Consider the following 13088-nt stretch of genomic DNA (forward strand, 5'->3'; position numbering starts at 1 on the left):
ATGAAAGCACTACAATTCGATCTAAACATTCCAAAATACGTATTTTCTAAAGCGATCGGAAAAATGAACTCAGCGCTTTTTATTGATTCTCCCTTTTCCTGTCTCCAGCTGAAGGATTTAGAAAGACCCAAATTACCAAATAATGACTGGGTTGAAGTAAAAATAAAGTACGGAGGAATTTGTGGAAGCGACCTTAATTTAATCTATTTAAATGACAGTCCATCCACCTCACCATTCGTCTCCTTTCCTTTTACGATGGGACATGAGCTGGTCGGAACTATTTCTAAAGTTGGTACGAACGTTGAAAATATCTCGAATGGTCAACGTGTCGTTATTGACCCTGTTCTATCTTGTGAGGCGAGAAACATAGCACCAAGCTGTGAGGAATGCAGTAAAGGTAATTATAATCTGTGTGAGCATATGAATAATGGCATTATTTCTCCAGGGTTATTAACTGGCACTTGTAAAGATACTGGTGGTAGCTGGGGAGGTTATCTTGTCGCCCATAAAAGCCAAATTATTGCTCTGCCTGATACGATTAATGATGAGAATGGTATATTAATTGAACCATTCAGTTGCGCCTTACATGCGGTTCTACGTAATAAACCAAAAGTAACTGATACAGTAATCGTTATTGGCGCAGGAGTGATTGGATTATGTGTCATTGCTGCCATTCGAGCATTAAAGATTAACTGTAAAATAATCACGCTCGTTAAACATCCATTCCAAGCTGAATTAGCTAATCATTTCGGCTCAAATGAGGTAGTCTTTCTGTCACGTCAACATGATTACATTTATAAAGCTGCAAAGTCATGTGATGCGACTGTTTTAAAACCAATTATAGGTAGTCCCATTGTGAATGGTGGAGCTGATATAATATACGAATGCGCTGGAAACCCCAAAAGTTTACAGGATTCGTTTCGTTTCGCTCGAAAGGGAGGTAAAGTGGTTCTCATTGGCTTGGCTAGCTTCATAGAGAAATTAGATATGACGATGATTTGGCTCAATGAACTCGAAATAAAAGGGAGCTTTGCTTATAGTAGTGACTCTTTTCAAGGGAAACAACGGAAAACATTAGAGATCGCTGTAGAATTATTGAAAACGAATGAGTTAGATTTGTCTCCTTTACTTACCCACAAATTTCCTTTAGAGAACTACCGCGAAGCATTGTTCACCGCTGGGAATAAACATAAAGAAAAAGCGGTTAAAGTCGTATTTGAACCAAGTTAAACAAAAAAGTACATATTAAAAACACTGAAAAAGTTTGATTTTAAATTTTTTTGGTGTTCTTTCAGCAATGTACGAAACCGTTGTCTGTATTGAAAGCTTGATACGAGCGGGTTTCTCGTATCAAGCGAGCAATGAGTGAAGCCATTGCTAATCAAATCAAAAACACTGAAAAAGTTTATTTGTACTTTTTCAGTGGTCTCTAACATATTAGCTTATTTAGCAGCATGTACTGTTTTTCACCCTAATCCACTTCAATATCAACACCTATACTATCTATTTTACCAATTTCATTTATGTAAGATGCAACTGCTTTATGCTCAGCATTTATGGAATAAGCTTCTAATGATGCTTGATTTTGAAAACGCACATTTAATATCACTTGATACTCTTGATTTCTTGGTGAAATATTACGGCCAGCTTGTAGATCAACAATTCCATCAAGATGATCTTTTAATGATTTAAAACGTTTAATAACCTCATTAAGTTGCTCTTCCGTCGTTTTGTCTGAAAATTGTAATAATACAGTGCGATTAATCATATACATTCTCCTTTTTATCTTCAATACACTAAACATTTTACACAACTTTTTCAACAAGAGCTACAAAAAAGTACCGAACGATATGTTCAGCACTCTTTTCAATGGTTATCTAAAAATAGCAGACCCTAATTGGTAATACATCCATGGCCAAAAGCCAACGCCAGTACCTGGCTGACCTGGGAACCCTGGATATGGCGGGCGTGGTGGCTGTGGCTGCCACGGTCCCGGCGGGCGTCCTGGACGTGGTGGAACAGGTCCATAATAAGGGCTAACGCCAATCAAATCACTATTGTGAACTTGAATAAATTGCGGTTGATAACGAGGGGGAGCATACATAAACATCGACACCATGCCTGTACGGCGGTTGAAACCTGTAATATAGGCAACTACTTGGCCATATGTCGGAATAGAGGTTGTAACCCACTGATTGACATATTGCGAAATAACTGTTGGTGGTAAATACTGAACGGATGGTCCTTCAAACATTAAACTACCTCCCTTGAAAGCTTTTCACGTTAGTATATGGAAGTCATGAGGTATAGGTGAATACCTTTATCCTAATTCCTTAAGCATTTTATTTTGATATACGAAATATCCCTGCTAAAATGGTTTCAGATCTATAGAAAGAAGTGAACAAAAATGAGATATTCTATTCGCTATTCTGTGCTTGACTTAGCGCCGATAAATGAAGGACAAAGTGCAAGTGACTCTTTTAAACATTCAGTTGATTTAGCTAAACATACGGAAAAATGGGGCTACCACCGCTTTTGGTTAGCTGAACATCACAATATGCCTGGTATCGCAAGTGCCGCTACTTCCGTATTAATTGGCCATATTGCCCAAGTAACATCTTCCATTCGTGTTGGATCCGGAGGGATCATGCTTCCAAACCATTCACCACTCGTTATTGCTGAGCAATTTGGTACTTTAGAATCTTTATTTCCAGGTCGAATTGACCTCGGTTTAGGGAGAGCACCCGGAACAGATCAAATGACAGCTCAAGCACTTAGAAGAGGAAACCGGATAGGCGGTCAAGATTTCCCCGAGCTTTTAACTGAATTGCGATCATATTTTAATCCTTCAATAGAACCTGAGTACCGAAAAGTACGAGCATTTCCAGGAGAAGGACTAGACATTCCAATTTGGTTGTTAGGGTCTAGTGATTTTAGTGCAAGGCTTTCAGCTGAACTAGGCTTACCTTTTGCCTTTGCTAGCCATTTTTCACCTGAAAACACAGTGCCAGCATTGCGTTTATACAAAGATCACTTTACTCCTTCTAATAAACTTGACAAACCTTATGCAATGGTAGGTGTAAATATTATTGTTGCTGATACCGATAAAGAAGCAGATTTTTTAAGTTCGTCATTAGTCCGATCCTTTTTAAACCTTATTCGAAATAAACCATCTAAGCTCCAACCACCAGTTGAGGAAATTCGAGAATCCATCCAGCCTCATGAGGAAACCGTTTTAGAGCGGCAATTAGGTTCCTCCATTATAGGAAGTCCCGAGACCGTAAAAGAGAAGCTTCTTGACTTTATTAAAAAAACAGAAGCCGATGAAATCATTGTTCACACACAAATATATGATCATGCTGCAAGACTTCGATCATTTGAATTAACTGCTGACATCTTAAACGAGATTAATAATATTGGTTAAATCCATCAAAAAAAGTATGCCCTAAAGGCTGAGCGACCTTTAAGGGCATACCATTTTCATTTACCTTGTCATGTTCCATTCATGTAATTCAAGACGCCGAACACCTAACTTCACATATGGATCCTCATTTGCTAATAATTGCGCTTCGTCAAAATGATTAGCCTCATAAATAACCATACCACCATTTCCATCTACAAAAGGACCTTTTGCGAATACATTTCCTTGCTCTTCAAGTGTCTTTAAATAATCTAAATGACTTTGCCGGTGCTTCGCATTTAATTCTGGCTTTGCCATATGTAAAATCGCTGCAAAATAGGCCATCACATTCACTCCCACTATATCTATTTAAATTTGGATATGCTCACCTTTACGATGAGAACTTCTCTCTCTCAATCATAACATGCTCATTATGAGGCTGTTTGTTTTTTTTCTTCACTTACTTTCTTTTCTTTAGATAGAAACCAACCAGCCAAAGCAATAGCAATCAAAACGAGATAAAAAGTTATTTTCCACTCTGTTGACTCTGCGAATGTTTCAGGTAATACATCTAAGGCAGGGTGACAAAGCGTATAAACAGCAAGCTTCACTCCTACCCAGCCAACAATAACAAAAGCGGCAACTTCTAAACCAGGTCGTGCATGTAACAAATTCACAAATATGCCTGCTGCAAAACGCATGATAACTAACCCTATAAATCCCCCCAAGAATATGACAATGAATTTCCCTCCATCTATACCACCTATTGGCGGTAAAGCTGTATCTGGTAAAACCATCGCTAACGCAACAGCCGCCAATATAGAGTCTACTGCAAAGGCAATATCAGCAATTTCAACTTTTAATACTGTCACCCAAAATCCAGATTTTTTTGTTTTTACTTGCTGTATAGAATCTTCTTGTCTCTTTATCATAAATTTTCGAAATAAATGATTACTAGCAATAAATAGTAAGTAAAGAGCGCCGATTGCCTGCACCTGCCATACCCCTACTACAAATGAAATCATAAATAAAGAAGCTAAACGAAAAACAAAAGCACCAGCTAAACCATAGAACAAAGCTTTTTTACGTTGCTTTTCTGGCAAATGCTTCACCATAATCGCCAAAACTAAAGCATTATCGGCTGCCAACAAGCCTTCTAGTACGATTAGAACAAGCAACACCCAACTATATTCTAATAAAATGGACCACTCCATATGTAACCACTCCTCCTCATTAATTCGCTTTTAATAATCGATGCTTCTTTTTTAAAGTATCCGGTGCTACAGCGATCATTCGATTTATAATAAAAGTGATGATAATAAAATCATCTACAAAGCCAATGACTCCAAGATAATCTGGTATTAAATCAAAAGGAATAAATAGATACAATAGAATCGCTATCGTCCCTATGACCTTATAGGAATTCTTTACTTCATTTGATAAATAGAAATCTTTCATAAAAGGAATAAATCTCCACAGTTTTAACATAAATAGCATTTTTTTAAAGAAACGTTTCATTATGTGATCCACCTCCAAATCGTATATACTAAACCTCTTATCATAACTTCCACAGTCACTCTCTTTCCATTTCATCCAATCTCTTTAAGTTCTTTAAGCACAAAAAGAAAAGACCCTTACCATTAGGTAAAGGTCTAAAAAAGCACAGAAAAAGACCCTTACTGTAGCGTAAAGGTCTTGCTAACAACAAATATGCAAGTTGCCAATAATACCGAGAGTCTGCACTCTGTAATGACGACATTATTGTAAAAGCTACTCCCCTTTAGGAAGATATGTAATTTAATAGATATATCATACCGAAATAAGTATACAATGTCAATCCTATAATAAAACGGTAGGATTCGACCTAGAACTCGTTTACTAAAGCTCACTAAGAAAATCATGGAGTTGAGCCACCAAAAAATAAAAAATCAAACTTCTCACCTTTGCGAGCTTCTTCTTAGTGAGCACCATTGTCTCTTAGAATGCAGCCGTTAACACGGGTACAACTTGTTTCTTACGTGAAACTACACCTTCAAGTAATGCTTTATTATCTTGTAAAGAAACATTAAATGCTTTCTCAACGGCTGATTGAGCTTGTCCAACGGCTAAACCAACTGAGTCATTATTCAGAATATCCGTTACAACAAGTAAAAATAAATCTAAATTCTTTTCATTCACAACAGATTGAATTTCTGTTTCTAACTCAGCTTGACGTGCAAATACATCATCCGTATCTACTGTATTCACTTGTGCAATTTCAACCTTTTTGCCATTCATTTCAAATTCTTTTGCATCTAGTGTGATAAGATCTTTCGCCGATTTATCACTAGTGTCAGCACCCGCTTTTAACATGTCTAATCCGTAATTCTCTGTATTAACTCCTGCAATTTCAGCTAACTCACGAGCAGCTTTAACATCTTCTTCCGTACAAGTTGGTGATTTAAAAAGAAGAGAATCAGAAATAATCGCAGATAACATGAGGCCTGCAATTTCTTTCTTAACGTTCACACCATTTTCCTTATACAGTTTATTTAATATCGTTGCTGTACAACCAACCGGTTCTGCACGATAATATAGGGGATCGCTCGTTTCAAAATTTGCGATTCGATGATGATCAATGACTTCTAAGACACGAACCTGATCAATATCATTCGCACTTTGTTGTTTTTCGTTATGATCAACTAAAATAACTTCATCCACCTCACTGGATACATTCTCTACTAGACGAGGTGCTTCAACATTAAATTGTTTTAACGCATAATTCGTTTCACCATTTGTGTCTCCAAGCCTAACTGCCTCTACATCTAATCCTAATTGCTTCTTCAGTTCAGCATAGGCAATGGCAGAACAGATCGTATCTGTATCAGGATTCTTATGCCCAAAAATAAAAACTTTTCCCATAGTTCCACTCCTCAAATCGTAATATTTCAATCTTTTTCAGTTCCAAAATCATTTTATCGTAAAATTCCCAATAAGAAAAGTAGGATATTACGTTTTTCATACAACCCCAAACATAAAAAGGAAAAAGAAGCTAGGACATAAGCTTTCTCACACATGAGCAACATAACAAGTCATAGCGGCGCAAATAAGCCACTCCTGAAATATACTTACCTACCGTATTCGAGATGTTCGGATGCTCTGCTAAACACTTTTGTTGTGTCCTAGCCTCTTCTATAAAGTTTAGTCTACTAGCAAATGGTTAACGCGATAACCTTTGTCTTCTAACAATTCCGTTATATTCCCGTTACCAATTAAATGCAGGGTATTCACAACGACAAAAGTAGTCACTTCTTGCTCTTCCTTGAGAATTTCTTCTAATTTTTCTGTCATTTGTTGATCACGTTTTTCCACCAATGCTAATGAAAAAGGACTCGTATCTAGATCTCTATATTTTTGGCTATCTCGTAATCCAGCCAATTCTTCAGCTTGTGATGTCACCCACATCGTTTCCAAGTTAGAACGAACTTTTCCGGAGTCTTGAATACTATTCAATGTTTGCTCTAATAAACGTTCTTGTTGTTCTAAATCGATTTCATTACTTAAAATCATTTGATCTTTGAAATGCTCTAAGCTCATGACAGGCTTTTGTGCTTCTTCGGCCTTCATTAGAAAATATTGGTCAATACTTTTTCTATTTGAGTACCCATAATTTTCAATTAATATGGATTGAAGCATGTCAGCCACTGCCCAAGGCTTGAATCTCGTAATCGCTTCTTCTTCTAATTCATAGTTGCCTATAAATGAAATTAAATCATCATACAATTCTGCTGAAATATGGTTTTCTAATGAAGTACCATCATTATAGACTCCTAGCTCAACCATCGCTTGCATAATGGCTACTTCATCTTTTTCATTTACATTCACGACAAAAGCAACTTGATCTGATTGATTAAATGCATCTTCAATTTCAGGATGCAAAGGAAATAGCTCATCACTATTTATATGAATCGAGCCAAACAAATAAATTTTGCTGTTATTATTTTCTACTTCAAATAATAATCCTTTTGAAAAAATCTGCTCATCATCATCATCATAAAGCACTTCTACATCATTTTCTAGTAATGCTTGAATAACGCTTAGGTCATTGGAACCTTCAGAACGATCAATTGAAACTCCTTCCAAGTTAACAACTAAAAGGTTAGGTAACGCAAGTAATGGTTCTAAGCTCTCTAGTTCATTTCCAGTTAGAATGATTTCTTCCAAACCTTCAAGAACGTCAATCCCCTCAAGATTAGCAATTCCGTAATCTGACAAATCTAACTTTTTTATTGCATGTAATTCATTTTTGAATGAGCTATCCGTATTCGCTTCTTCACTGATCATCTTATCTATTAAATTTTCTAGCCTTTCATCTTGAAATGATAAATTAGGTTGTATGGTATTTATACTTTGACAGGCTACCAAACCTGACAAAACGAATAGAATCACCATTGATACGATGAGATTTCTCACGTTATCCTCCAGTTAATTAGAATACTTTTATTTCTAAGTCATTTTTTCACCACTTTTGATCATACCATTATTATGCTTGTTATAAAAGAGTCATACGAAATGATCATTAGTAACTAAAAACCACTGGAAAATGGTTGAATTTCCACCTTCCAATGGTCTTTTTAATGAACACTATCATCTCATCGTGTTTTATTTTATATGATCTAACATCGAACTCACATGAAGCGTGTCTAAGCGTTTCGGAACAAAGCTTTGTTTACCGAGCTCTTTAAACGTTATAACCTTTGTTTCACCTGGTAACAAATCAAAATAATTATCTGTAAATATACCTTCTTCCTCTGCTTCAAGGTATACATTTTTCGCCAATACGTTTGATGTTAATGCAAATTCCGAATCACTTAATCGTTTCACTTTAACTTCTGGATCAACTAACTGTAGATCTTTACTGTGTACAAAGTAATGCTCCTTCACATCAATAATTCCTTTGTCAGTTATAAGCTTCGCGACTAGAACAATATCATTTCGCTCATATTCTTTAATGAAATCTTCAATCGTTACTGAATATATATTTTGAGCTGTATTACCTTTAACCTTTACATCTCGCGTTGTTGAAAAGATAGTTTCCCCATCAAACTTCATTACGTGCAAGTCCAATGTACCAAGCACATCTTCAATGCTATCGGAAATTAAATGAATATGGACCTTTTCCTCATCCGTTCCATCTATCGATAACACTACATCTTTGAAGCTTTTCTTGACAAAATAATGTAATGCTTTCCATCGACCATAATAGTCCATACTAGACCAAGATGCGACAGGCCAACAGTCATTCATTTGCCAATATAATGTGCCCATACAAAATGGTTTATGACGACGATGTGCTTCAATCGCACTTTTAATTCCTTCGGCTTGCAAAACATGGCTCATATATAGAAAAGATGGGAAATCTTTAGGCTCTGGTAAATACATATCCATATATTGCTTAATCAGGAAATTTCCATCTCCATTTTTTTGATGGTGTAGCATTACGTCAGACTCCCACGCTAATTGATTATCAGGTGTATAGGACTTGACTGTTTTCAGTTCGGGAAATGATTGAAATCCATATTCACTCATATAGCGTCCAACATGTGTGTTATATTCGCTGAAAGGCTTTTGCATATGCCACACTTCCCAGTAGTGGATATCCCCCTTAGTTGATGTCGTCGTTGCATGCTGATCTTCATTGTTTGTAATAGCTTGCATCGGTGATGATGGCCAGTAAAATACATCGGGTGCTAAGCTTTCAACAACACTTGGAAGCAACTCATGAAAGATCGCTTCATAATCACTCCAAATTTTCTCACGTTGTTCATTCGTAAAATCTTGTTTCCATCCCCAACCTGCATCTTCAACAAAGTGTGCCCACGCTGAATCGATTTCATTGTTTCCACACCAAATCGCCATACATGGATGATTACGCAAGCGTTTTACTGTATCAATAGCCTCGGCTTTCACACTAGCTAAAAATTCAGTTTTCCCTGGGTACATACTACAAGCAAACATGAAATCTTGCCAAACTAAAATACCGTGTTCATCACAAAGTTCATAGAAAGCGTCATATTCATAAATACCCCCACCCCAAACTCGAAGCATGTTCATATTCGCCTCAGTAGCACTGACAATTTCATGTTTATAACGGTCATACGTTACTTCTGTTACAAAGCTATCATTCGGAATATGATTAGCTCCTTTTGTGAAAATGGGTACTCCGTTCAACTCAAAATAAAATGACTGACCACTTGCATCATTTTCTCTAATGACGTTGATCGTTCGTAATCCTGTTCTTACAGTTTTTTCTGCCACAATTTTTTCAGTTTGTTCGCATGATAGCGTAAAAAAGTAAAAATGCTGTTCCCCTAATCCTCTTGACCACCATAGCTTAGGATTCTCAATAGTTATAGGTATTTCTAATTGATTCAACCCTTTATAGAGTGTTACGTATTGTTCAATTGAAATTCCGTCAGTCGTTAATTTTAATGTTCCTTCCCATGAATCATTTGCTTCTATATCTATCATTGCCGTTACGCGAGCAGCGCTTTTACTTATCTCATCTTGGCGAATATATAAATCAGTTATGTGGAGTTCTTCCCACGCAACTAGCTTAACTTCTTTCCAAATACCACTTGTCACAAAACGTGGTCCCCAATCCCAGCCATAATGATAAGGTGCTTTACGAGCAAATATACTTACTCTTTTGTCGCCTAATTCACCATCTTCGGAATGGTCATTTGCTGCTGGCAATTGATAACCCAATTGTTCAAGCTTAGGAAGATCTTCTTTTATCGGCGAACGAAAATAAACACGTAATTTATTTTCACGTTCCTTCACATACTTTTTAACATCCACCTTCCATGTACGGAACATATTATCCGCAGACAAAATATGCTCATTGTTTAGGTATACTTCAGCATACGTATCCAATCCTGCAAACTCCAGTTCTACATGCTGAGCATTCACTAATTGTGGATCTAGATCAAATGTCGTAGCGTATTCCCAATCTTTTTTATCAATCCATTGAATACCTAGCTCATTCTTCCCATAAAAAGGGTCTTCTATCTTACCATTTTTTATTAAATCTGTATGAACACAGCCAGGGACATGAGCAGGCAGCCAGTACTTATCCTCGCTCATTTTAAATTTCCAATCAGTTAGCAGTTTTGAACTTCTCCTTATACTCAAGTAAAAATCGCTCCCTTTCAAACAAATGAATGCGAGTCTGTTGAAGTCGCAAGCTTGCTTGTTAGTTTAGTTATTTTATTGTTAGTTAATTATAAAATAATATCTTCACAATGTAAATAAATTAATAAAGTAATTATATCAATCTTATAACCTAACAAATTGTTAACAACTTCATTATTACTCTCACTAAAATATCGCAAGCTATTTTTTAGCTTATATAATACGAGAAACTGCCTCTAAGTTTTTCCTTAGAGGCAGTTTCTCTTCATTAATTTGTAAAGTATCTAATCGTTATTTTTTCATCAAACGATTAATAAATTTTGAGAATGATTGAGCTAATTCTATTTGTTCCCATATGCCATTTTCATCTTGTATTAAATAAACAATCGTCGGTTCTTCCTGTCGATAATCTAAGGCAATCCATGCATCCAAATCGCCCGTTAACAACACCAACTCCTCAGGTAAACCACATTGTTCTAAAAATATTGGTGACATCCCGACTCCACTCTCTTCATCTAATTCGAACAAATAAGGAACAATTATTGCTTCACCATCTTCAAATACAAAATAACGGTATACTAAATCACCACCATTTTGTTTTTTCATTAAATTGATATACGATTGAGGTAAGCTATACCCTAATTGTTGTTCTACCTTCTGTATGGTCGTTTCGTTAAGCTGCGAGCCTGGTTTGTATACACTTCTCCTTGACCAAAAGTGTACACCGTCATATATGTCCATTCCTATTTCATTCCCTTCATTTGCTTTTTCTTATTTTCCAGTTTAGTAATCTCTTTTAATTCATCATCAATAGACAAAAGAACGAACAGAATCATCTTTTCATTTGAAAATGGATGATTCTCTTCTCTTGTTTTAACGGAAGAGCTCGCCTCTTCTGATTCCCAAAAGGCTTGTTCAATATAGTGGATATGATTTAAGTAGCTATCCTTAACTCGTTCTGAAGGAAAATTTAACCTTTCTATGATTAATTTCATTACTGCTTTCAGTTCGATTAAATCGGCCTCATTCGTTCGAAATGATCCGTATGGTATCGTTAATAAATGACCAATATAATAATGAATCTGCTGGATATGCTCGAGCTTACTACGTTCGATAATATAGTATCGTTGTTCTTTGATCGAATGGCGATGATATTTCCATTCGTCTTTTTGATATTGACATAGCAACTCATTTCTTGATAATGATGCTGTCAATTCTCTGTAGGCCCCTTTTCTATTTGAGTTATGATATTTCCTCTGTTCGATAAGGTCATTTATTTGATGTTCCAATAAAATAGCTAAACGTTGCAATAATTCTTTGTTTCGTTTGCTTATATCTTTCAAAAAATGAGCAGGCAGGATTGTTAAATTGACTAGCGTTGAGACAAATAAGCCAATTGTTGTTGTACCCGCTCTTTCTACAAATGAAAGGAAATATTGATCATGACTAATCGGAATCATCGCAACAGCTGTAATCGTTGCAATCAGCGCACCGTCGTCTAGTTTTAATTTATGACAAACATAGATTGTGAAAAATGCCGCTAATGTATATGTAATTGGGGTTTGTCCGAATAAAAACGTGAATGTCATTGAAAGCGCAGCTCCAATTAACGCTGCTGGAAAGCGCACAGCTCCTTTTTTAATGGATGCCGCTGCCGTCGGTTCAATGGTGACAATCGCAATAATAACGGCAAACACATAAGGTAAATGAAGAAAATGACATACGGTAGCTGTTATAAAAACAGCTACCGCGGTTTTGATTATACGCTCACCTACTATTTTTTGCTTTTGAAAAACGTTCATATCATCTGCTCATTTCTATCTTTTCATTCCTTTTAGTATAGCATAATATGAAATTTTATTGAGTATTGCTTAAATAATTGACCACTTCTTGCTGTTGACGGTTCGTTCCGAACGCATTTGTAACTCCCCATACTCTATCGACTTGTCTTTCATTAATAGATGCATCTAAATCATGAAAAATTCGATGAATATAGCGAATCGACATTCGGTCACCCGCTTCAGCTACTCGAACAAATTGTTCTGCGCTCATCATGTCGTTCACAACTAAAGAATGATCAAACCCTTCTTCGTACAGCCATTGAATATCATCCTTCAATTGTAACCACTGCTTACTCTCAACCAGTTCTTCAAAACTTAACACTTCTGCATTTCCCCAACCTGCTAATTCATTTAAATATTCGTGCTGCTTAGCAATTAATTCGTTCGCTACTTCTTCTTGACCTTCTTGATAAGCAATTTGTACATCTGTTTCAATATAATCAATGTTTATATTTGTTAATTCAATATCATCTTTCTCCCTATCATCTTGAACAGCTTCTTCATCTTTTTTTGCATCTTCTTCAAGGTTGTTATTCGCCACTTCCACATCGGCTTCTTCTTCATTAAATAAAAAAAAGTAAAAAAACACAGAAGCAACTATAAAAAAAGTAAAAATAATGATATATTGCCATTGCCTTCTCACGTATCTCTCATCCTCTACTGATTATTTACAT

The 13088-nt window shown here is 36.2% G+C and carries 13 protein-coding genes; 2 read left to right on the forward strand and 11 right to left on the reverse strand.

Annotated elements, in window-relative coordinates:
* On the forward strand, positions 1 to 1230 hold the full coding sequence (locus MW695_RS12580; RefSeq protein WP_247105697.1) for a zinc-dependent alcohol dehydrogenase: 1230 nt from the start codon (positions 1 to 3) through the stop codon (positions 1228 to 1230).
* A gap of 241 nt (positions 1231 to 1471) precedes the next feature.
* Here the strand turns inward: MW695_RS12580 and MW695_RS12585 are convergent, their stop codons facing one another.
* Positions 1472 to 1768: a Dabb family protein gene (locus MW695_RS12585; RefSeq protein ID WP_247105698.1), complete on the reverse strand. Its 297-nt coding sequence runs from the start codon at positions 1766 to 1768 to the stop codon at positions 1472 to 1474.
* A gap of 105 nt (positions 1769 to 1873) precedes the next feature.
* Positions 1874 to 2254, reverse strand: a complete 381-nt coding sequence (locus tag MW695_RS12590; protein ID WP_247105699.1) for a hypothetical protein — start codon at positions 2252 to 2254, stop codon at positions 1874 to 1876.
* 153 nt (positions 2255 to 2407) lie between these two features.
* Between MW695_RS12590 and MW695_RS12595 the strand changes: the two genes are divergently transcribed.
* Complete coding sequence (locus MW695_RS12595; protein WP_247105700.1) at positions 2408 to 3424, forward strand: LLM class flavin-dependent oxidoreductase; 1017 nt, start codon at positions 2408 to 2410, stop codon at positions 3422 to 3424.
* A 60-nt stretch (positions 3425 to 3484) separates the two neighbouring features.
* Here MW695_RS12595 and MW695_RS12600 read toward each other — a convergent pair whose 3' ends face one another.
* From MW695_RS12600 to MW695_RS12640, 9 genes are all read right to left on the reverse strand, one after another.
* The gene (locus tag MW695_RS12600) at positions 3485 to 3745 is read right to left on the reverse strand and encodes a YciI family protein (RefSeq protein WP_247105701.1); all 261 of its coding nucleotides are present in this window, start codon (positions 3743 to 3745) and stop codon (positions 3485 to 3487) included.
* Positions 3746 to 3831: 86 nt separating this feature from the next.
* A complete protein-coding gene (locus tag MW695_RS12605) occupies positions 3832 to 4614 on the reverse strand; it encodes a TerC family protein (RefSeq protein WP_247105702.1) in 783 nt (260 codons plus the stop codon).
* Positions 4615 to 4633: 19 nt separating this feature from the next.
* On the reverse strand, positions 4634 to 4918 hold the full coding sequence (locus MW695_RS12610) for a DUF1232 domain-containing protein (RefSeq protein WP_247105703.1): 285 nt from the start codon (positions 4916 to 4918) through the stop codon (positions 4634 to 4636).
* 459 nt (positions 4919 to 5377) lie between these two features.
* Positions 5378 to 6301, reverse strand: coding sequence for a manganese-dependent inorganic pyrophosphatase (locus tag MW695_RS12615; RefSeq protein WP_247105704.1), 924 nt, complete (start codon positions 6299 to 6301; stop codon positions 5378 to 5380).
* Positions 6302 to 6580: 279 nt separating this feature from the next.
* Entirely contained in the window at positions 6581 to 7852 is a 1272-nt protein-coding gene (locus tag MW695_RS12620) for a TraB/GumN family protein (protein ID WP_247105705.1), read from the reverse strand.
* Positions 7853 to 8041: 189 nt separating this feature from the next.
* On the reverse strand, positions 8042 to 10525 hold the full coding sequence (locus MW695_RS12625; protein WP_247105706.1) for a beta-mannosidase: 2484 nt from the start codon (positions 10523 to 10525) through the stop codon (positions 8042 to 8044).
* Positions 10526 to 10864: 339 nt separating this feature from the next.
* The gene (locus tag MW695_RS12630) at positions 10865 to 11314 is read right to left on the reverse strand and encodes an SMI1/KNR4 family protein (RefSeq protein WP_247105707.1); all 450 of its coding nucleotides are present in this window, start codon (positions 11312 to 11314) and stop codon (positions 10865 to 10867) included.
* A 2-nt stretch (positions 11315 to 11316) separates the two neighbouring features.
* Positions 11317 to 12375 (reverse strand): FUSC family protein, encoded by a 1059-nt coding sequence (locus MW695_RS12635; RefSeq protein ID WP_247105708.1) that lies wholly within the window; start codon positions 12373 to 12375, stop codon positions 11317 to 11319.
* 55 nt (positions 12376 to 12430) lie between these two features.
* Entirely contained in the window at positions 12431 to 13057 is a 627-nt protein-coding gene (locus MW695_RS12640) for a hypothetical protein (RefSeq protein ID WP_247105709.1), read from the reverse strand.
* Positions 13058 to 13088 lie beyond the last annotated feature (31 nt).

Source organism: Halalkalibacter sp. APA_J-10(15), assembly GCF_023017105.1.
GTDB lineage: Bacteria > Bacillota > Bacilli > Bacillales > Bacillaceae_D > Halalkalibacter.

Bases quoted from the DNA above. Each gene is read 5' to 3' on its own strand.
- MW695_RS12590 (WP_247105699.1), bottom strand. From the start codon at position 2,254: ATGTTTGAAGGACCATCCGTTCAGTATTTACCACCAACAGTTATTTCG.
- MW695_RS12605 (WP_247105702.1), bottom strand. From the start codon at position 4,614: ATGGAGTGGTCCATTTTATTAGAATATAGTTGGGTGTTGCTTGTTCTA.
- MW695_RS12610 (WP_247105703.1), bottom strand. From the start codon at position 4,918: ATGAAACGTTTCTTTAAAAAAATGCTATTTATGTTAAAACTGTGGAGA.
- MW695_RS12630 (WP_247105707.1), bottom strand. From the start codon at position 11,314: ATGGACATATATGACGGTGTACACTTTTGGTCAAGGAGAAGTGTATAC.
- MW695_RS12580 (WP_247105697.1), top strand. From the start codon at position 1: ATGAAAGCACTACAATTCGATCTAAACATTCCAAAATACGTATTTTCT.
- MW695_RS12625 (WP_247105706.1), bottom strand. From the start codon at position 10,525: ATGAGCGAGGATAAGTACTGGCTGCCTGCTCATGTCCCTGGCTGTGTT.
- MW695_RS12600 (WP_247105701.1), bottom strand. From the start codon at position 3,745: ATGGCCTATTTTGCAGCGATTTTACATATGGCAAAGCCAGAATTAAAT.
- MW695_RS12615 (WP_247105704.1), bottom strand. From the start codon at position 6,301: ATGGGAAAAGTTTTTATTTTTGGGCATAAGAATCCTGATACAGATACG.
- MW695_RS12585 (WP_247105698.1), bottom strand. From the start codon at position 1,768: ATGATTAATCGCACTGTATTATTACAATTTTCAGACAAAACGACGGAA.
- MW695_RS12595 (WP_247105700.1), top strand. From the start codon at position 2,408: ATGAGATATTCTATTCGCTATTCTGTGCTTGACTTAGCGCCGATAAAT.
- MW695_RS12635 (WP_247105708.1), bottom strand. From the start codon at position 12,375: ATGAACGTTTTTCAAAAGCAAAAAATAGTAGGTGAGCGTATAATCAAA.